The sequence below is a fragment of the Lactobacillus jensenii DSM 20557 genome (assembly GCF_001436455.1).
GTDB classification, from domain to species: domain Bacteria; phylum Bacillota; class Bacilli; order Lactobacillales; family Lactobacillaceae; genus Lactobacillus; species Lactobacillus jensenii.
In genome coordinates this window covers 30,898-51,489 of sequence record NZ_AYYU01000005.1, presented here as the reverse complement: position 1 = coordinate 51,489, position 20,592 = coordinate 30,898, and the positions used below count along the sequence as shown (strand labels likewise).

24 protein-coding genes are annotated in these 20,592 nt (G+C 34.5%); 21 read left to right on the top strand and 3 right to left on the bottom strand.

Features of this window, described 5'->3' with window-relative positions; translation table 11 throughout:
* Positions 1-34 precede the first annotated feature (34 nt).
* Positions 35-913, top strand: coding sequence for a YitT family protein (locus tag FC45_RS02450; protein WP_006587871.1), 879 nt, complete (start codon positions 35-37; stop codon positions 911-913).
* A gap of 47 nt (positions 914-960) precedes the next feature.
* On the opposite strand, the gene FC45_RS02445 is transcribed toward FC45_RS02450, so the two are convergent.
* Entirely contained in the window at positions 961-1,785 is an 825-nt protein-coding gene (locus FC45_RS02445; protein ID WP_006584812.1) for a pyruvate, water dikinase regulatory protein, read from the bottom strand.
* 145 nt (positions 1,786-1,930) lie between these two features.
* Here FC45_RS02445 and rpsU point away from each other — a divergent pair, with 145 nt between their 5' ends.
* The 20 genes from rpsU to FC45_RS02345 all read left to right on the top strand — a co-directional run bounded on the left by rpsU (position 1,931) and on the right by FC45_RS02345 (position 19,673).
* A complete protein-coding gene (gene rpsU, locus FC45_RS02440; RefSeq protein WP_002880182.1) occupies positions 1,931-2,107 on the top strand; it encodes a 30S ribosomal protein S21 in 177 nt (58 codons plus the stop codon).
* Positions 2,108-2,178: 71 nt separating this feature from the next.
* A complete protein-coding gene (locus FC45_RS02435; protein WP_006584811.1) occupies positions 2,179-2,640 on the top strand; it encodes a GatB/YqeY domain-containing protein in 462 nt (153 codons plus the stop codon).
* Positions 2,641-2,660: 20 nt separating this feature from the next.
* Positions 2,661-3,614, top strand: a complete 954-nt coding sequence (locus tag FC45_RS02430; RefSeq protein ID WP_006584810.1) for a PhoH family protein — start codon at positions 2,661-2,663, stop codon at positions 3,612-3,614.
* A complete protein-coding gene (gene ybeY, locus FC45_RS02425) occupies positions 3,614-4,138 on the top strand; it encodes an rRNA maturation RNase YbeY (RefSeq protein ID WP_006584809.1) in 525 nt (174 codons plus the stop codon). The genes FC45_RS02430 and ybeY overlap by 1 nt, the downstream gene beginning before the upstream one ends.
* A complete protein-coding gene (cdd, locus tag FC45_RS02420) occupies positions 4,138-4,560 on the top strand; it encodes a cytidine deaminase (protein ID WP_006584808.1) in 423 nt (140 codons plus the stop codon). The genes ybeY and cdd overlap by 1 nt, the downstream gene beginning before the upstream one ends.
* Entirely contained in the window at positions 4,544-5,452 is a 909-nt protein-coding gene (gene era, locus FC45_RS02415) for a GTPase Era (protein ID WP_006584807.1), read from the top strand. The genes cdd and era overlap by 17 nt, the downstream gene beginning before the upstream one ends.
* Complete coding sequence (recO, locus tag FC45_RS02410; protein ID WP_006584806.1) at positions 5,452-6,207, top strand: DNA repair protein RecO; 756 nt, start codon at positions 5,452-5,454, stop codon at positions 6,205-6,207. Before era ends, recO begins: the two co-directional genes overlap by 1 nt.
* A 243-nt stretch (positions 6,208-6,450) precedes the next feature.
* Entirely contained in the window at positions 6,451-7,368 is a 918-nt protein-coding gene (glyQ, locus tag FC45_RS02405) for a glycine--tRNA ligase subunit alpha (protein ID WP_006584805.1), read from the top strand.
* On the top strand, positions 7,361-9,427 hold the full coding sequence (glyS, locus tag FC45_RS02400; protein ID WP_006584804.1) for a glycine--tRNA ligase subunit beta: 2,067 nt from the start codon (positions 7,361-7,363) through the stop codon (positions 9,425-9,427). The genes glyQ and glyS overlap by 8 nt, the downstream gene beginning before the upstream one ends.
* Positions 9,428-9,477: 50 nt before the next feature.
* Positions 9,478-11,265, top strand: coding sequence for a DNA primase (dnaG, locus tag FC45_RS02395; RefSeq protein WP_006587870.1), 1,788 nt, complete (start codon positions 9,478-9,480; stop codon positions 11,263-11,265).
* A 12-nt stretch (positions 11,266-11,277) separates the two neighbouring features.
* Positions 11,278-12,372 (top strand): RNA polymerase sigma factor RpoD, encoded by a 1,095-nt coding sequence (rpoD, locus tag FC45_RS02390; RefSeq protein WP_006587869.1) that lies wholly within the window; start codon positions 11,278-11,280, stop codon positions 12,370-12,372.
* 62 nt (positions 12,373-12,434) lie between these two features.
* A complete protein-coding gene (locus tag FC45_RS02385; protein WP_006587868.1) occupies positions 12,435-13,124 on the top strand; it encodes a tRNA (adenine(22)-N(1))-methyltransferase in 690 nt (229 codons plus the stop codon).
* Entirely contained in the window at positions 13,117-13,914 is a 798-nt protein-coding gene (locus FC45_RS02380; protein ID WP_006584803.1) for a Nif3-like dinuclear metal center hexameric protein, read from the top strand. The genes FC45_RS02385 and FC45_RS02380 overlap by 8 nt, the downstream gene beginning before the upstream one ends.
* Positions 13,915-13,930: 16 nt before the next feature.
* The gene (gene pepT, locus FC45_RS02375; RefSeq protein ID WP_006584802.1) at positions 13,931-15,169 is read left to right on the top strand and encodes a peptidase T; all 1,239 of its coding nucleotides are present in this window, start codon (positions 13,931-13,933) and stop codon (positions 15,167-15,169) included.
* A gap of 293 nt (positions 15,170-15,462) precedes the next feature.
* The gene (locus tag FC45_RS02370) at positions 15,463-15,831 is read left to right on the top strand and encodes a GntR family transcriptional regulator (protein WP_006584801.1); all 369 of its coding nucleotides are present in this window, start codon (positions 15,463-15,465) and stop codon (positions 15,829-15,831) included.
* Positions 15,831-16,532: an ABC transporter ATP-binding protein gene (locus FC45_RS02365; protein ID WP_006584800.1), complete on the top strand. Its 702-nt coding sequence runs from the start codon at positions 15,831-15,833 to the stop codon at positions 16,530-16,532. The genes FC45_RS02370 and FC45_RS02365 overlap by 1 nt, the downstream gene beginning before the upstream one ends.
* Positions 16,532-17,344 (top strand): hypothetical protein, encoded by an 813-nt coding sequence (locus FC45_RS02360; protein ID WP_006584799.1) that lies wholly within the window; start codon positions 16,532-16,534, stop codon positions 17,342-17,344. The genes FC45_RS02365 and FC45_RS02360 overlap by 1 nt, the downstream gene beginning before the upstream one ends.
* 14 nt (positions 17,345-17,358) lie before the next feature.
* Positions 17,359-18,156: a hypothetical protein gene (locus FC45_RS02355; RefSeq protein ID WP_006587867.1), complete on the top strand. Its 798-nt coding sequence runs from the start codon at positions 17,359-17,361 to the stop codon at positions 18,154-18,156.
* Between the two features lie 11 nt (positions 18,157-18,167).
* Positions 18,168-18,926 carry a hypothetical protein gene (locus FC45_RS02350; protein WP_006584797.1) on the top strand — a complete coding sequence of 253 codons (759 nt, stop codon included), beginning with the start codon at positions 18,168-18,170 and terminating at the stop codon, positions 18,924-18,926.
* 60 nt (positions 18,927-18,986) lie between these two features.
* Positions 18,987-19,673: a CPBP family intramembrane glutamic endopeptidase gene (locus tag FC45_RS02345; RefSeq protein WP_006584796.1), complete on the top strand. Its 687-nt coding sequence runs from the start codon at positions 18,987-18,989 to the stop codon at positions 19,671-19,673.
* A 39-nt stretch (positions 19,674-19,712) separates the two neighbouring features.
* Here FC45_RS02345 and FC45_RS02340 read toward each other — a convergent pair whose 3' ends face one another.
* Together FC45_RS02340 and lepB are read right to left on the bottom strand one after the other, a co-directional pair.
* A complete protein-coding gene (locus FC45_RS02340; RefSeq protein ID WP_006584795.1) occupies positions 19,713-19,898 on the bottom strand; it encodes an LBP_cg2779 family protein in 186 nt (61 codons plus the stop codon).
* 71 nt (positions 19,899-19,969) lie between these two features.
* Positions 19,970-20,548, bottom strand: a complete 579-nt coding sequence (gene lepB / locus FC45_RS02335; protein ID WP_006587866.1) for a signal peptidase I — start codon at positions 20,546-20,548, stop codon at positions 19,970-19,972.
* Positions 20,549-20,592 lie beyond the last annotated feature (44 nt).

Here is a 20,592-nt window from a genome sequence, read left to right as displayed (position 1 = left end):
ACTAGTTGTGTTACTAATTTAAGAAGGATTTTTTATGGAATCACTAGAAGGACTCTCACGACGTTATAATTTACTATCAAAAATTTCTGCGGCATTTTTATATGCAATAGCTGTTGCAGTGGCTTTGAATTTTTTTTGGCAGCCAGGTCATATGTATTCTTCAGGAGTAACAGGATTTGCTCAGCTAATTAATACCTTATCAGAGAGGTATTTACCATTTACTTTGACTACTTCAACTCTGTATTTTGCTTTGAATGTACCATTATTTATTTTGGGCTGGTTTAAGATTGGTAAGAAGTTTACCATTTTTACGATTATTGCAGTATTTCTAGCTTCGATTATGATGCATAATTTACCTGCTCCAGAATGGAAGTTAGATCCGCTTGTTTGTGCTATTTTTGGTGGCGTAATCAATGGTGTTGGTACTGGACTAGCATTGAAGAGTGGTATCTCAACTGGTGGATTAGATATCGTAGGGATTATCTTGCGTAAGAAGACAGGTCAAAGTTTTGGTTCAATTAATATCGCTATCAATCTTTTAATTGTGATTGCAGCTGGTTTTGTCTTTGGCTGGACTCGGTCACTTTATACAGCTTTGAACATTTTTATCAACGGCCGGGTAATTGATGCTGTTTATACCCAGCATCAAAAGATGCAAGTCATGATTGTAACTGAACATCCTAAGAAAATTATTGATGGTATTCAAGAAAAGATGCATCGTGGGATTACGATTATTCATGATGTTGAAGGAGCTTATGGTCATACGGAAAAGACCATCTTGTTTACGATTATTGACCGTTATGATATGTATGATATACATAATATTATTGTTGCTTGCGATCCGTATGCCTTTGTTAGTGTAAGTGAAGTGGCTAAGGTTTATGGCCGATTTAAGGAACAGGAACTAGTTTAGATGAATAAAATAAAATCGCACCTCAAAGGAGATGCGATTTTTAATTTTTACATTTCATCTTCAATTCCCAAATGACGTAAAATCAATGCTGCAGTTTCTTCAATTGAACGGTGAGCAACATTAACAACATAGCAACCTAACTTAGTAAAGAGCGCTTGTGCGGAAGCTAATTCTTTATTAATTGCGTCCATATTTGAATAAGAAGTTTCAGGATCTAGTCCATAACTCTTAAGCCGAGCTACTCTAATTTCATTTAGGACCTGAGGATCATTTGTTAAACCGATAATCTTTTTAGGATCAATTTGATAAATTTCATCAGGGATATGTGTTTGTGGTACTAGAGGAAGATTGGCGACTTTCAAATTCTTGTTAGCCAAAAATAGTGAAAGAGGAGTCTTACTTGTTCTAGAGACGCCAAGTAAAACAACATCAGCTTCCAAAAAGCCCTTAGGATCTTTACCATCATCATACATGACTGCAAATTCCATAGCTGAAATTCGGTCAAAATAGTTCTTGGTTAACTGGTGGCTAGCCCCAATTTGACCTGAAGGTTCAAGTCCTGTCATTGCATGAATATCATCAACTACACTTGAAAAAATATCGACTGGCTTTGCACCATGTTCACGGGCAAATTTAATAGTCGCTAATTGTAAATCACTATTTACAAGGGTATAGCCAATTAACATATGCTCGCAACTATCAAGTTCATCAAAAACTTTCTCTAATTTTTCCATTGTTGTGATGAATGGATAGCGACGATAGTTCACTTCTGCGTCAGGGTATTGTGCTGCCGCAGCTTTCATTAAGTTGAAGGCAGTATCACCAACACTGTCGGAAATGATTATGATATTAACAATTTTGCTTTTTTCCATAACTTTTTACCTCATTTATACTTTCAGTTCTATTATACTCTGAAATTTTTTCTAAAAGAACTATTGACGTATAAGGACCTTTTTGGCTATAATTTAACTATATTGTTATGGCAGTACTGCCAAGAAATGGAAGGAGGGATCTCACATGGCCAAGACTATTGTTCACGAAAACGAGTCAATTGATGATGCTCTTCGTCGTTTTAAGCGTTCCGTTTCTAGAAGTGGTACTTTGCAAGAATACCGCAAGCGTGAATTCTACGAAAAACCAAGCGTCCGCAGAAAGTTGAAATCTGAAGCTGCTCGCAAGCGTAGACATTATTAATTAATAGAAAGCTCTCGACGAATAGTTTTTGTCGGGAGCTTTTTTGCACCAAGAAAGAAGGATTTTTTCAAATGTCATTAATGGATCAACTCATGGCTGATATGAAGGAAGCTATGAAGGCAAAGGATAAGGAAAGATTAGCTACAATCAGAATGCTTAAGTCCGCTTTAATGTATGCCACTATTAAGGATGAAGGTAAGCTTTCTGATAATCAATTATCACGTGAACAAGAACTTGCCGTTTTAGGTAAGGAGAAGAAGCAACGTGAAGAGTCAATTGCTGACTTTAAAAAAGCTGGTCGAGATGACTTAGTAGCTGCAACTGAAAAAGAACTTGAAATTGTTGAAAGTTACATGCCAAAGCCATTTACTGAAGAAGAATTAAGTAAGTTAGTAGATGAAACAATTGCTGAAGTTGGTGCAAGTAGCAAGGCTGATTTTGGTAAAGTAATGAAAGCAATTGTACCTAAGATTACTGGCCGTGCAGATGGTAAGGAAGTTTCTAAATTAGTTGGCGCAGCACTTTCTAAATAATTTACTAAAAGGATGATTAAATGCCTCAATTTACATTTACGCCTAAAAATCCTGCTAACCTTATGAGTTTAGTGGGTATTAATGATGCTAATTTAAAATTATTGGCTGATGGATACGACATCAAGGTTAGTGATACTGGAAATGGTATTTTGATTGATTCACCAGATGAAAAGAAAGTCAAACTTGTCATTAAAGTATTAGCTGCCTTAGAAAAAGTTGTCAATTCCGGAGTAAGTATTGCAGCTCCAGATGTAGTTAGTGCTATGAAGATGGCTGAAAAAGGAACAGTTGAGTTTTTTGGCGATTTATACAATAAAGTCTTAATTAGAGATGCCAAGGGACGTCCAATTCGACCTAAGAATGCTGGTCAACAAGCCTATATTGAAGCTATCCAAAAAACTGATATTGTCTTTGGGATTGGCCCAGCTGGTACTGGTAAAACCTTCTTAGCCGTTGTAATGGCAGTTAGTGCTTTTAAAAACGGCGAAGTTTCTCGAATTATTTTGACTAGACCAGCTGTTGAAGCAGGCGAAAGTTTGGGATTTTTACCAGGTGACTTAAAAGAAAAAGTTGATCCATACTTAAGACCAATTTATGATTCTCTTTATGCAGTGCTAGGTACTGAAACGACTAATCGGTTGATGGAACGAGGAGTAATTGAAGTAGCTCCTCTTGCATATATGAGAGGTCGTACTTTAGATGAAGCATATGTAATTTTGGACGAAGCTCAAAACACCACTGATGCTCAAATGAAGATGTTTTTAACTCGGTTAGGATTTAATTCCAAAATGATTGTTAACGGGGATGTTACTCAAGTTGACTTACCTGGCAAGCAACATAGTGGTTTGCTTGATGCAATGCATATCTTAAAAGACGTTGACCAAGTTAAATTTGTTAACTTTACCTTTAATGATGTTGTTCGTCACCCAGTTGTGGCCAAGATTATTAGAGCTTATGAAGAAGAAGGACACTAATGGACGCTATTGATATTACCTATAATGATGAGACTAACTTTTTAGCTGATACCAGTCGCGATTGGCGTAAATGGATTATGGATTTACTCCTCATGGCTAAAAAAGAAATTGGCAAAGAAAATAACTTAGAAATGAGTATTAACTTTGTTGATGAAGATAAGAGCCACCAAATTAATCGTGATTATCGTGATAAGGATCGCCCAACTGACGTAATTTCTTTTGCAATTGAAGATGGCGAAGAAGGTGTTGATCTGGCAAGCTTTATTTCTGATCCAGATTTTACGGAAGACATCGGTGATTTATTCATGTGCATCAGCGTAATTAAACGTCACGCCGAAGAATATGAAACCGGATTTGATCGCGAATTTGGTTATACTTTAGTTCATGGATTTTTACACTTAAATGGCTATGACCATATTGAACCAGCTGAAGCTAAAGAAATGTTTGGTATTCAAGGCAAGGTCCTAGAAGAATATGGCTTGCCACTTTATCCAGATCAATTAGATGAAGGACGTGGAAAGTAATGAATTCAGAAGAAAAGAAACTATATGATCTTGCCGTTGAACATTTAGATACTGCGTACGCTCCATATTCTAAATTTCATGTTTCAGCTGCATTGTTAACTGAATCTGGCAAAATTACTACTGGAGTTAATATCGAAAATGCTGCTTATGGTTCAACTATTTGTGCTGAACGGGTGGCAATCTTTAACTATGTTAATCAAGGCTTAACCAATGATCCAATTAAGTGTTTATTAATCACTGGAAATACTAGCCGACCTATTTCACCTTGTGGTTCTTGTCGCCAAGTAATGGCTGAATTTATGCAAGCTGATACTAAAATCGTATTAACAAATGCAAAAGGCGATTATAAAGAAGCAACACTTGCTGATATTTTACCTTATTACTTTACAGATGGAGATTTAGTCGATGGTAGAAACAAATAAGTTTAAATCTGGCTTTGTTGCCTTAATTGGTCGTCCAAATGTTGGTAAGTCAACTTTGATGAATCATTTAATTGGTCAAAAGGTGGTTATTACCTCTAATAAACCTCAAACAACTAGAAATAAAATTTCTGGTATTTTTACAACTGATAACTTACAAGCTGTATTTGTAGATACACCTGGGATTCATAAACCTAAGAACAAGTTAGATGACTATATGGATAAGGCTAGTCTTTCATCATTAAATGATGTTGACCTAGTATTTTTTATGGTTGAACCTGAAAAAGTTGGCAAAGGTGATGAATATATTGCTGATTTACTTAGTAAAGTAAAAGCTCCCGTTTTTTTAATTATCAATAAAATTGATCAAGTGCACCCAGACGCCTTACTTCCAGTAATTGAGTCATACCAAAAATTGGGCAAGTTTGCGGAAATTGTACCGATTTCTGCAACTAATGGTAACAACATGGAAGATTTAATTTCTACTTTATACAAGTACTTACCAGAAGGGCCACAATTTTATGGTAGTGATGAAGTGACTGACCGTCCAGAATATTTCGTTGTTGCTGAATTAATCCGTGAGCAGATTTTGCGCTTAACTCAACAAGAAATTCCGCACGCAACTGCGGTTGTCGTTGACAGAATGAACGAGCGAATTAATGGTAAGTTACAAGTAGAAGCTACTATTTACGTTGAACGCGATGGTCAAAAGAAGATTATCATCGGTAGAGGTGGTAGTATGCTGAAAAAGATTGGTATTCAATCACGTAAGCAAATTGAATCTTTATTAGGTGAGAAAATTAATCTTCACTTATGGGTAAAAGTTCAAAAGAATTGGCGAACTGACCCAAGCTTTTTGAAGCAAATTGGATATGACAGCAAGGACTTGTTTTAATGGTTAAAGAAGTCGTTGAAGTAACAGGGATTGTTTTTAAACGTCAAAGGTATAAAGAAGCCGATGTCTTAGCTAAAATTATTAGTAAAGACATGGGCATTTTTACTATGCTGGTTAGAGGGGCTTTGCGGCCAAAGTCAAAACTAAGTGCGAGTGTTTTAGCTTTTTCTTTTGGAAAATATCAAGTCTTAACTAGTCAAAAGGGACTTAGTACTTTAAAAACGTATAAAGATGTTAAGCAATTTACTAACTTATACAGTGATTTAACTCTAAACAGTTACGCATGCTATTTGTGTGATTTGCTTGATCATGCCTTTATTGAATATCAATCTTTAGGTAATTTTTATAAGTTGATATTAGTAGCTTTGGACAAATTAAATGCAGGAGTAGATCCGGAAATTATTTGTCAGTTAGTTGAATTACAAATGTTAGCAGTCTATGGAGTTAGACCACAATTGAAGCAGTGTGCTATTTGTGGGGAAACACATGGCCCATTTGATTATTCAATTAGTGCCGGTGGAATCATTTGCCAAAAGCATTTCAATCAAATAGCGCGAATGCATTTAAATGATAAACAAGTTGCAATGATTAGAACATTGGGTTTAATTAAAATAGAACGTTTGGGACAAATCAATGTTAAATCTGATACTAAGAAAGTAATTAGAAAAGCAATTGACCGAATTTATTTTCAAACAGTTGATATAAATTTGAAGACTAAAAAATTTTTAGATGAGATGCGGAGACTTAATATTTAGTTGCACAATTTTGACAAAAATATGGTAAAATGTCATAGTATATTGACAAAGATGAGGATAAGAAAAGTACTAGTTAAGCGAGTGCTGTTTGATGAGAGAGCACCTAGGAAAAGGCACCTCTAGTCGACTTAATTAAGCGCAGGAAACGATAGCTTCCTGAATTAGGGTGGAACCGCGATTAATTCGTCCCTATGCAAAATTTTGCATAGGCTTTTTTTATGCCTTTGCACAGGAGGAAATTAGATGACAAATAAGAAATTAAATGTCCAAGATATGATTTTTAAATTAGAACAATTTTGGGCTTCTAAAGGTTGCATGATTATGCCTTCTTACGATGTTGAAAAAGGGGCAGGGACTATGAGCCCTTATACTTTTTTACGTGCAGTAGGTCCAGAACCTTGGGCAGCATGTTATGTTGAACCATCAAGAAGACCTGCTGATGGTAGATACGGTGACAACCCTAATCGGTTATTCCAACACCACCAATTCCAAGCAGTTATTAAGCCTGCTCCAATTGACATTCAACAATACTATTTAGATAGTCTTCGTGTTTTGGGGATTGAACCACTTGAACATGATATTCGTTTCGTTGAAGATAACTGGGAAAACCCATCAATGGGTTGTGCCGGTGTTGGTTGGGAAGTTTGGCTTGATGGAATGGAAGTTTCACAATTTACTTACTTCCAAGTTGTTGGTGAATTAGATGTTAAGCCAACTATGAGTGAAATTACATACGGTGTTGAAAGATTAGCTTCATATATTCAAGATGTTAACAGTGTGTTTGACCTTGAATGGGGTAATGGAATTTTATATCGTGATATCTTTAAAGAACCAGAATATGAACATTCTAAGTATGCCTTTGAAGAAAGTAATCAAGAAGAATTATTACAATTCTTTGATACATATGAAGCAACTGCAAAAGAATTACTTGGCAAGAACTTAGTTCACCCAGCATATGACTACATTTTGAAGTGTAGTCACACATTCAACTTGCTTGATGCGCGTGGTGCTGTTTCTGTTACTGAAAGAGCTGGTTACTTAGCAAGAATTAGAAATATGGCCCATGAAGTTGCTCAATGCTTTGTTGAAGAACGTGAAAAGAGAGGATTCCCTTTACTTAAGAGCGCAGAAGTAGAAAAGGCGGAGAGTGAAAATGACTAAAGATTATTTATTTGAAATTGGCACTGAAGAAATGCCAGCTCATGTTGTTTCTAGAAGTGTAAAGCAATTAGCAGATCGTACTAGCAAGTTCTTGAAGGATAATGGCTTGGAATTTAAGGCAATTAAGACTTTTTCAACTCCTCGTCGTTTGACAATTTTGGTTCAAGACTTAGCTGAAAAGCAAGCAGATATTGATGAAGTTAAAAAAGGTCCTGCAAAGAAGATTGCCTTAGATAGTGAAGGTAATTTTACTAAAGCAGCACAAGGCTTCGTCCGTGGCCAAGGTATGACTACTGATGATATCTACTTTGAAGACTTAAAGGGCACTGAATATGCTTATGTTCATGTTCAAAAAGCTGGTAAGCTTGCAACAGATATCTTATTAGGGATGAGCGATATTATTAAGGCCATGACTTTCCCTACAAAGATGCGTTGGGGCAGCAATGACTTTGAATTTGTTCGTCCAATTCACTGGTTAGTGTCATTATTTGGCAGTGAAGTTGTTCCTGTTAAAATTTTAGATATTACTGCTGGTCGTAAGACTATGGGCCACCGCTTCTTAGGTGACAGCGTTATTTTGGCAAACAGTGATGATTATGAAGAAGCTTTGAAGAGCCAATTTGTTATTGCTGATGCAGCAGAACGTAAGACAATGATAGTCAACCAAATCGACCAATTAGTTGCTGAAAATAATTGGAAGGTTAAGTTAGATGCTAGCTTACTAGAGGAAGTTACTAACTTGGTTGAATATCCAACTGTATTTGCTGGTAGTTTTGATGAAAGTTATCTAAATATTCCAGATGAAGTTTTGATTACATCAATGAAAGATAATCAAAGATACTTCGAAGTTTATGATCAAGATGGCAAGTTGATTAACCACTTTATCTCAGTTCGTAATGGTAATAAGGAATTTCTTGAAAATGTTATCAGTGGAAATGAAAAGGTATTAGTTGCACGTTTAGATGATGCAAAATTCTTCTATGACGAAGATAAGAAATATCCTCTTAGTCACTTCGTTTCAAGACTTGATAAAGTTTCATTCCACGATAAAATTGGCTCAATGGCTGAAAAACTTATTCGTGTTCGCATTATTGGTGAATACCTTGCAAAGAAATTTGGCCTAAGTGATGAAGTAATTAAAAACTTTGATCGTGCTAGTGAACTTTACAAGTTTGACTTAGTTACTCAAATGGTTGGTGAATTTGCTGAACTTCAAGGTGTAATGGGAATGCATTATGCTGAACTTGCTGGTGAAAATAAAGATGTTGCTCTTGCAATTAAAGAGCATTACATGCCACTCACAGCTGAAGGAGAATTACCAACTAGTGAAGTAGGAGCATTATTGTCAGTTGCAGATAAATTTGATAATATTATTACTTTCTTTGCTGCTGGTATGATTCCAACTTCTTCAAATGACCCATATGCACTTAGAAGATACGCATATGGAATTGTAAGAATTTTACTTAACGAAAATTGGTCACTAGCAATTGATAAGGCTTTACCAAAAATGGTTGAACTTCTTGATGGTAAAACAAAGGCTAAAATGCCTAAGACTAGTCAAGAAGATGAAGAAATTTCACTCTTTATTCGTGATCGAATTAAGCAATTCTTACAAACTAATAATTACAAGTATGATGTAATTGATGCTGTTCTTCACTCAAGTCAAAAAGATCCTAGTCGAATTTTAGCTGCAGCTAAAGTTTTGCAAGCTCATCATGATTCACCTGAATTTAAGCCAGTTGTCGAAAGTTTAATTAGAATTGAAAATATTTTGAAGAAGGCAAAATATAAGGGTGATAGTGTAGTTAAGAGTGACTTATTTGAAGATAATTCTGAAAATGAATTATATTTAGCTAGTCAAAACTTACAAGCAATTGATAACTTAACTGAATTATATGAAGCATTTGTTTCAATGCAAAAAGTAATTGATCGCTACTTTGAAGTTAATATGATTATGGCCAAAGATGAAGCAGTTAAGAATAACCGCTTGGCTCAATTGAGTCAAATCAATGAATTAGCTACTCGCTTAGGTGCATTGAGTAAGTTGGTTATTAAGTAAATTGATTTTGTTATAAAATAAAGACAAGTCTAGTGAAAGAGGTGATACAATTGGCTGGACGAATCCCAGAAGATTTTATCAATGAGGTACGAAATGGCATCAATATAGTTGATGTAATAAGTCAATATGTGTCACTAGAAAAAAGGGGCAAAGACTATGTAGGCCTTTGTCCTTTTCACCAAGAAAAGACTCCTTCATTTACTGTTAGTGAAGATAAGCAATTTTTCAAGTGTTTTGGTTGTGGTAAAGGTGGTAATGTCTTTAGTTTTATGCAATATAAGGAAAGCTTAAGCTTTCCGGAGGCTGTTGCTGAAGTAGCAAAAATGGCTAACTTAGCAATGCCAAGTAGCTACCAATCAGAGGCGAAACCTTTAAGCCCTTTAAAGAAAGTTCACCAAGATGCTTGCGAGTTTTTCCATCAAGTTTTGTTAACTAGTAAGGCTGGTGAACGGGCTCTCAATTATGCAAAAGAGCGCGAGTTATCTGAAGACTTACTTGAACATTTCCAAATTGGGTATGCACCAAATAGTGATCATTTATTGTTAACTTTCTTACGTGGTAAAGGATACGATGATACAGTGCTCGCTAAAAGTGGGCTCTTTTCTCAAAATGAAAGCGGACAGCTTTTTGACCGTTTTCGTGATCGTTTAATGTTTCCTTTAGCAGATGAAGTAGGATATATTGTTGGCTTTTCAGGTCGAAGAATTTCCAATAATAAAGAATTAGCCAAATATTTAAATAGTCCAGAAACAGAGATTTTTAATAAATCTAAAGTCCTATTTCATTTAAAAGAAGCGAAAAAAGCCGTTCGGACCGAAAAGCACCTTGTCTTATATGAAGGATACATGGATGTAATTGCAGCCTATAAGGCTGGAATTAAGACAGGGATTGCATCGATGGGAACTAGTTTAACAGATGATCAGGTGTATTTACTTAAGCGAATCAGTCGCAATATTATAATTAATTACGATGGTGATGAACCTGGACAACACGCAATTGAGAGAGCAAGTCATATGTTTGAAACAATTGGTGGCTTTCAAGTTGGTGTAGTTTCATTACCAGAAGGGCTTGACCCTGATGAGTATGTAAAGAAATATGGCCCTGAGCGTTATCAAGATGAAGTTAAAGGGGCAATTACTCCAACTGACTTTTTCTTAAAACGATTGGAATTAAAGTATAATTTTTCAAATGACCGTGAAAAATTAGCTTATTTGGATGAGGCGATTAAGCTAATAGCTCCACTAACTAATCCCGTTGAACGAGACCTTTATGTGACGAAACTTGCCAAAAAAGTAGGAGTTTCTGAAGACTCGTTGAAGGTTAGCTTGCTGCGAGAAGGGCGAAGACTTCGTGTAGCTGAAAGAAGAAAAAAACAATATAATTTTGAACCAGAAGAACAAAGTAAGACCCAAGTGGCAACTCTGCATAATACTAATCCAGCACTTGTACGTTTGTTGTATTTATTTGTTCATTCTGAAAAAGTTAGAAATTATTTATTAGGCTTACACTTCCTTTTTCCAGACGAAAATTATGCTAAGTTAGCAGAATCTTGGCTTGATTTTGAAGAAACACATGATAATGCTACAATTAACAGTTTCTATGATTTTATTCCTGATGATTTAAAGGGTATAATAGATAACATGGAAATGATGACAATGCCAGAAGACTTTTCTAAAGAAGAAGTTGATGGTTTATTGGCATCACTTAAGAGACTTGATAATCAGCGGAAAATTAGCAACTTACAAATGCAGTTGCAAGATGCACAACGCAGACAAGATGAAGATCAGGTTCTTAAGACTTTAGAGATGATCATTAATGCAAAACGCAATAACAATTAGGGAGGCTAATTAATGGCAGACATGACTTTAGACAAAAAAGTTAAAGAACTTGTCAAAGAAGTCAAAAAGAGTAAAGAGATTACTGAAACCGACTTTACTGAAAAGTTAATCAAGCCATACAAGCTTGAAGGCAAGGCTGTTGACCAACTGGTTCAAGAATTTGAAGATAATGGAATCAGTATCGTTGATGCAAACGGTGACCCATCAAACTTAGCCTTAAAGAAACAAAAAGATGTTGAAAAAGAAGAACTCAAAGATTTATCTGCACCTGCAAGTGTTCGGATGAATGACCCAGTTAGAATGTACTTAAAAGAAATTGGTCGAGTTCCTCTTTTGAATGCTGATGAAGAAATTACTCTTGCTAAGCGAATTCAAGATGGTGATGAAGAAGCCAAGCAAGAACTTGCTGAAGCCAACTTGAGATTGGTTGTTTCAATTGCAAAACGTTATGTAGGACGTGGAATGCAATTCCTTGACTTGATTCAAGAAGGAAATATGGGGTTGATGAAGGCCGTTGATAAGTTTAACTATAAACTTGGTTTTAAGTTTTCTACTTATGCAACTTGGTGGATTCGTCAAGCAATTACTCGTGCAATTGCTGACCAAGCAAGAACAATCAGAATTCCAGTTCACATGGTTGAAACTATCAACAAGTTAATTAGAATTCAACGTCAACTTTTACAAGATTTAGGACGTGAACCAACGCCAGAAGAAATTGGTGCTGAAATGGATATGGGAACTGATAAGGTTCGTGACATCTTGAAGATTGCTCAAGAACCTGTCTCACTTGAAACACCAATTGGTGAAGAAGATGATTCACACTTAGGTGACTTTATCGAAGATAAAGACGCTACTAGTCCTGAACAACATGCATCATATGAAATGCTTAAGGAACAACTTGAAGAAGTTTTAGATACTTTGACTGATCGTGAAGAAAATGTGCTTCGTTTACGTTTTGGACTTGATGATGGTCGAACTAGAACTTTGGAAGAAGTTGGTAAAGTATTTGGTGTTACTCGTGAACGTATTCGTCAGATTGAAGCAAAAGCTTTACGTAAACTACGTCACCCAAGTAGATCAAACCAATTAAAAGATTTCTTAGACTAAGCGAAATAAAAAGCCCCTTATCGGGGCTTTTTTGATACAATCAATAAATAGGAGGGAATGCCATGCTTGAAACAAGACTTGCCCATTTAGCGGCAATGGTAGACGAAAATACACGTTTAGCTGATATTGGTACAGATCATGCATATTTGCCAATTGATTTAGTTAAATCAGGAAAGATCCAATTTGCGATTGCTTCAGATGTTGCCAAAGGGCCTTTAGACAATGCCAAAACAGACATTCTTGAAGCAGGATTAAGCAACCAAATTCAAACTCGTCTTGGTAGTGGCTTAGAAACAATTAAGCCTGAAGATAAAATTGAAACAGTTGTAATTGCAGGTATGGGTGGTAAGTTAATGACCGACTTACTTGAAGCTGCTAAAGAAAAAGATGAACTTTATCCTACTTTAATCCTCGAACCTAATATCGGCGAGCCAGGCGTTAGAAAGTGGTTAATGGAGCATAATTATCAGATTATTCAAGAAGAAATTATTGATACTGCTGGTCATATTTATGAACTAATTAAGGCTATTTTGACTGACAAGATGCATCAGTTATCTGATAAAGAAATTTTATTTGGACCATTTTTATTAAAAGAGAAGAATTCAGTCTTTATCAAAAAGTGGACTAACCAACTTGCCTACCAAAAGCAGCTTTTGGTTAATCTTAATAAGGCTAAAAATAAAGATATGACTCGTATTTCTGAAGTAGAGCAAAGAATTAAGTTTATTGAAGGAGAGCTAACAAATGACTAAAGTTAAAGACATTATTGCAAAATTGAATGAACGTTTTCCTGAAAATATTGCAAGTAGTGGTGACCCAGTTGGGCTTCAAATTGGCTCAGTTTATGCAGAAGTTACTAAAATTATGACTACACTTGATGTGCGTCCAAATGTAGTAGATGAGGCAGTTGAAAAGGGTGTTGACTTAATCATTTCTCACCACCCAGTAATGTTCAGACCTGCTAGAAATTTAGACTTCAGTGACCCCCAAAATGCGATGTATGGCAAAATTATTGCAAATGGAATTACTGTTTATTCAATTCATACCAATTCTGATAAAGCTGAAAATGGTTCTAGTGACTGGCAAGCTGAAGAATTAGGCTTGACTGATGTTGAACCATTTGCAATTGATGATGACGGAATTGCTGTTGGACGTAAGGGTAAGTTACCCAAGCCTTTGAAGGCAATTGATTTTGCTTATTACGTCAAAAAGCAAATGAATGTTGATTTTGTTCGCTTAATCACAGCAAGTAATGATAAAATGATATCAACAGTTGGTTTTGTGTGTGGTGATGGTGGTAAGTTCTGGCGTGATGCACTCAAGGATAACTTGGATGCATATATTACTGGAGATGTTTACTACCATGTTGGCCATGATATGATTTCAAGTGGCTTAACTGTTGTAGATCCAGGCCATTACACAGAGAGTCTGTTTAAGACCAAATGTGCTGAAATTTTAAATGATTTTAAGGCTGATGAAAAGTGGCCAGTTGAAATTATTGTCTCACAAGAATCAACTGATCCATTCCAAGATTTAATGTAAGAAAGAAGAAATAATTATGGAATATCCAACTTTACTACCTCGTTTTTTGAAATACGTTAAAATTAACTCACGCTCTGATGAGCATGCTGATCGTTTCCCATCTACTCAACGTGAAGTTGATTTCCAAATGATTATTAAGAAGGACTTAGAAGAATTAGGGCTTTCGGACATTCACTACAATGAAAAAGCTGGCGTTTTAATTGCTGAAATCCCATCAAATGTCGACTATGACATGCCAGTAATGGGCTTTTTGGCACACTGCGATACTGCGGACTTTAATAGTGAAAATATTAAGCCACAAATTGTAGAAAACTATGATGGTGAAAGTAAAATTCAACTAGGTGACAGTGAATTTTACTTAGATCCTGCTGTTTTCCCTAATATGAAGAAATATAAGGGTCAAACCATTATTTCTGCTTCAGGTGATACGTTACTTGGTGGGGATGACAAGTGTGGTGTCAGCGAATTAGTAACCTTTGCAGAATACTTACTAGCCCATCCTGAAATTAAGCATGGCCGTATTCGTTTAGGCTTTACTCCGGATGAAGAAATTGGTACTGGTGCTGGACATTTCGACGTTGAAGACTTTGGAGCTGATTTTGCTTATACTGTTGATGGTGAAGCTCCTGGTAAGCTTGACTGGGGAACTTTCTCTGCAGCTCAATTTGGCCTTGATATTCAAGGTGTTAATGTTCACCCAGCTGTTGCCAAGGGTCAAATGATTAACGCAATTCAAGTGGGTATCAATTTCCAAAATGCGCTTCCAAAAAATGAAGTTCCTGAACAAACTGAGGGTAGAGAAGGCTTCTACCACTTAATGAACTTCCAAGGAACAGTTGATCATGCTCATCTTGACTACATTATTCGTGACTTTGAACGTGATGGTCTAGAAGCTCGTAAGAACTTGGTAAAATCAATCGTTAAAAAGATGAATGATGAATTCGGGGAAGAAAGACTTAAACTTAAGATGTGGGACCAATACTACAACATGGCCGACGAACTTAAAAAGCACATGGAAGTTGTAGATTTAGCTCGTGACGCATATAAGGCTGAAGGTTTGACAATTAACGAAGATCCAGTTCGTGGTGGTACAGATGGTTCACAATTAACTTACATGGGCCTTCCATGTCCAAACTTGTTTGCTGGTGAAGAAAACATGCACGGTCGTTTTGAATACACAGTGCTTGAATCAATGTGGAAAGCTGTTGATGTTATGATTAAAATGGCGCAACTTCATGCAGAAAGAAGCAAGTAGTGAAACAAAAATAATATAAATTATTTTACTTCGTTTTAATAATTGATTTGTTAGTATTGGTATATAGGGCTTTTTTGATAATGAAAAATTAAAGAAAAGTTATTCACTAATACTAATTTACAAAAAATATAGCTGATAAATACTGATATATAGGTATTTATTAGCTTATTTTTTTAGAAAAAGTTGATTAATAACAATTCGTGAAACAAATAAACTATCTACTTGCAAAAAAATATAAGTTAAGATAATATAACAGTGTATTACATAGCTAGCACAATAAATGAGGTGAGAATATGGAATTTAAAGATAATGTGCCAATTTATATTCAAATTGAGCAGCATTTATATCGGCTAATAGTACAAGGAGAATTACCAGCTGGTCAAAGAATTCCATCCGTTAGACAGTTAGCTGTTGACTTAACTGTTAACGTCAATACTGTTCAACGAGCATTGCAAGAAATGAATAATCAAGGGATTTTATTTACAAAGCGTGGAGAAGGTAATTTCGTTACTGAAGATACTGCGCTTTTGGAAAAGACCAAAAAAGAGCTTCTGACACGTGAATTAGATGATTTTGTGGAAAATATGCATCGTTTAGGTGTAAAAAATGATGAACTTATTCCAACGTTATCAAACTATTTAGAGAATTTAGGAGAAAAATAATGAATAAGGCTTTAGAAATTCACAATTTGACTTATAAAAAGAACCAAAAAACAATTTTAGATAATATCAACTTGGATCTTGCCCAGGGAAAAATTGTTGCTTTATTAGGTGAAAATGGTGCCGGTAAGACTACTTTGATGCGGTGTATTGCTGGTGTTGCAAAAAACTGGTCTGGTAGCATCAAAGTTGCTGGTGAAACTGGTGAAGCAGAAAAAAAGGCTAAATTAGCTTTTACTGATAAATTAACAGGCTTTTCTGATTCAACCAAAATTAAATACGTAATCAAGTTTTATGAAATTATTTATTCTGATTTTGATTTAGAGGAATTTACTAAATTACGTGAATTTATGAAATTATCTCCCGATATGCGTTTAGGACAACTTTCACGTGGGATGCGGGAAAAGTTGGTAATTGCCTTAACATTTGCCAGAAAAGCAGACTTATATCTTTTAGATGAACCATTTTCTGGAATTGATCCAATGGCAAGAAAGAAGATTATCAATTCTATTATCTTATGGAAAGATGATAAGGCCACTATTTTGATTTCGGATCATTTTGTTAATGAAATTGCTACTCTATTAGATGAAGTAATTATCTTGAAGGATAATAGAATTTTAACTCATCAAAGCGCCGATCAAATTAGAAGTGAAAATACTAGTATTGAAGATTTCTATCAAGGCTTTTATGAGGGGGAAGAATAATGACCTCATTCAAGAACTTATTTAAAGTGATGCAGGTGCCTAAACTAAAAAATGCTAGTTTAGTGTATCTATTGCAGGTAATTGGAATGATTGCTATTGGTAGCTTTTTGTTCTTTAACGACCATCTTAGTTCTTTGGCTGAAGGATTCTTTTTAGCCGAATTTATTACGCTTTTTTTTACAGGCCTATTTTTATACTTTTATCTTCTTTATAAAGAAATTAAAAGCTATGAGAGTCAAACATGGCAATTAATGCCAATTTCTTCAGCTAAGTTTTATTTGACAAATCAATTAACTACTTATTTAGCAATTGCTTTATTTTTAGCATTGCAAGCTATCAACGGAATAATTATTTTAGGTACATATTTACTTTCTTATTCAGTAACGACATCTGAATTATCCGAAATTATTAATAGCTCAAAGTTTACATCTTTAGTCAGTGAAATTTCAGCTTATATGATTTCAATAGGAATCTTTTTAGTATTAGCTGCAATCAGTTTTGTAGTAATGATTATTCTTCTGGTTATGATATCTCAGGTAATTATTAATTTATTGCCGGGCTTTAAGAGTAAGGGATTAGTTAATATAGTCAGAATTATTATTGGAATAATTTGCTATTTAATTATAGGCAATACCTTTAGTTTTATTTTTAATTCTCTCTTGAAAATAAAAGACAATCCTTTTACAGCGACATCAAATTTTGATTTAAGTTCCTTATGGATGAGTAATGGAGTTTCCGTGTTAGTTATTTTGGTGATTACTGCAATTAACTTGTATCTTTTAAAAAGATTTTTTGAAGCAAAGGCCAATTAGAAATGGAGGATAAAATGACGAATTTTAGTACAGTATTTAAGCTGCTTCAAGCAAAAAAAGCTAAAAAGATTTTGGTGATTTACGTAATTCAATTGGCAGCGATTATGGCAATTGGAACATATTTGTATTTGGTAAATCCAAAAGAATTTGAATCAATCTTTGTTAGCTATGAAGTTATTGCTTTAACCACAAGTTTCTTTGCATTGGTAATTAGTTGGTGCATTTTATTCATTGATGAAATAAAGATGTATGAGTCACAAACCTGGCAACTTTTGCCAATTAGTTCTAAAAAATTCTTTTTGGCTAATATTTTGACAACTTATGTGACACTGTTTTATATGGCATTATTTGATTTAGGAACTTGCGTAGTCTTAATAACAGTAGCATTTGCGGCAAGTAAGCCAGAATTAAAAGATATTTCGGTAGGTAAAACCCTAGGACAGGTACCTGTTGGTGAAATTGCTCTTTATGGGTTGGGAATAGCTTTATTAATAGCTTTAGGGTTAATTAGTTTTTCTTTGATGATTAATTTTTTGAGCTTTTCTTCAAAAACAATTGTTAATTTGTTGCCAGGCTTTAAGAGTAAGAAATTAATTGGAATATTGCGTGTTATTTTTGCTGTAATTTGTTATGCAATTATTACTTACTTTATTCATATTTTCTCAAATGTATTTGGAGTTGGAATAATTGAAAAGCAAGTTGATTTATTAGCAGTATGGCTTAGTGTTGCTGAAACAGCTACTTTTGTTTTGGTTGGAATTTTTGCTGATACTTGGATTTACCAGAAGTTCTTTGAGGCTAAAGCTGTGTAAGAGGTGAGATAGTGTTAAAATTAACCAATTTCCTTTTTCAGATAAAAAAGAAACAGGCCCAAATTACCTTATTAATGTATTTTTTAATAAGTTTAATTTTAGCTGGATTTTTAATTACAGGTAGAGCTTGGAGCTCCGTAGATTTTTCACTTGTTCCTGAAGATAAAGGTCTACCATTAGTTATGAGTTTTTCATCAACACTTTATAAATTTGATTTACTCTTTTTTGTATGGTGTATATATTACTTTGCTAAAGATTTAAGAAAACAAACTTGGCACTTGGTTCCTTTATCAAGCACCAAAATATTTACTGCACAGTGGTTAAGTACATTGCTAGCTTGTGCCTATCTATTTATTGGACAATTATTGCTAACTTTTATTTCTTATGTTGTGTCTTATTTATGGGCAAGTAACCAGGTCTTAAATGGATTAAGATTACTTTTCGATGCAAAATATGAATTTCTTAATGATTTAGTGTTTTTGACCTTCTTTTGCTTTGCTTGGCTATTATTCACTGCATTAGTTGAAATCTGTAAATATGGAATTATTTCTCTATTGCCTTTTTCTGGAAACAAAATTTTTGAAAATATTATTGAAATAATTCTTGTTATAATTGGATTAATAATTGCTATTAATGGATTTGAATTTATGTTTTTACATGTTGGTACAACTGAAGCAACAGGAAATGCATTTATGGTAATTTTGTCCTTACTTCTTTGGATAGTTGTTCAGCCTCTCTTTAATCTAATTGGTGAAAGTAAAACAGAATAAAAGTATAGTCGAGAGAAATGTATTATACTAAGAACATTCACATGAAAAGGAGGAAATTTAGTGAAGATTATTTCATATTTGAAAAGAATCGCACTTTTTGTAGTTTCATTCATATTATATGAATTACTAATGACATCATATATTATTCCCAAATCATTAAATAGCCACAAAGAAGTGCTGGGAAAATATCATTTTGTACTTTATGTGGCAACAATCGCCTTGGTGATGCTGGTTTATCATATTTATAAAAAGCAATTGGAACAGGAAAATGAGTGGCATTTTAACGAAAAGCCCCATTTTAAATGGTCCAAACTAGGATATAGTGGTTTGGCGTTTGTAGTGATGATTGCTGCGCAAGTTTTGATAAATATACTTTTATCAACTTCGTCAAATTCAGCTAATCAAAAGGCAATTGATCAATTGGCGAAGGGAACTGATTGGCACTTTATTGTCTTTATTATTTTCTTGGCACCAATGTTTGAAGAAATAATTCTAAGAGGACAGTTTTTCAATATTGCTTTTACAAAAGAAACCAAGTTAAATTATTGGCTAGGGATTATCGTTAACGGCTTATTTTTTGCTTGGTTACATGATCCAACTTTCTCAATTCACATCTTTACTTATTGGGTAATGGGGGCAATTTTAGCTGCAACTTACATGAATACAAAGGATTTGCGGTATTCATTTGTAACTCATATGCTTAATAATACAATTGCTGCATTACCATTAATTCTGGGAATGCATTAAAAAAGTAGCACTTCAAACGAAGTGCTACTTTTTTCTTTGTTAATCTTGACTTTGAATGTATTCCAAGATTTGATTAATTTCTTCACTAGTAAATGAGCCATCACCAGTTTTCATAGCGTGAATCTTTTCAACTGAAAGATGGCTTGCAAAAGCTAGTTCAGTATCATTAACGTGATGTTTTACTTGATAAGTTATAATTACATCTGAAAGTTCTTCTTGGTTCATAGTTAATTAGGCTCCTTTAAAATAAATCCACTATTTATCTCAATTTCTATTGTAGTTGAAATAATGTCTTATTAAAAGGTAGACCACTTGGTTAATGGCCAATAACGGAAAATAACTTTGCCGACAATTGCCTTTCGCTTTACAAAGCCAAAGTAACGTGAATCCTTAGATACATTGCGGTGATCACCCATTACGAAATATTCACCACTAGGAACCTTATTAACACCGAATTTGCTCTTTAAACTAAAGTTTTCTGTATAAAGCTGGCCGTTTGCATAAAGCTTTTTACCTTCAGTTAAGTAAGGCTCAGAGTATTTTTTACCATTTAAATATAATTGATCATTTTTGTAAGTGATACTGTCACCAGGCATTCCCACAATACGCTTGATATATAATGCACCTGGTTCGTCAGGAGCATTTAAAATGACAATATCACCACGTTTTAAGCTAGTATGACGAACAGCTATAATTCGGTCACCATTTTCAAACGTTGGCTGCATTGAAGGGCCAGACACTGTTTCATTTGATAAAACAAAACTAAAGATTAAGTAATAAATCCCTAACAAAATTGCGGCCATGACGAAAACTTGCAGTAACCATTTGCCGAAGCTTTCATTTTCAGCTGCTTTATTCGATATATTTTTTCCCATTAAAACGTCTCCTTTATTAATCTATTTTCAATTATAACTGATTT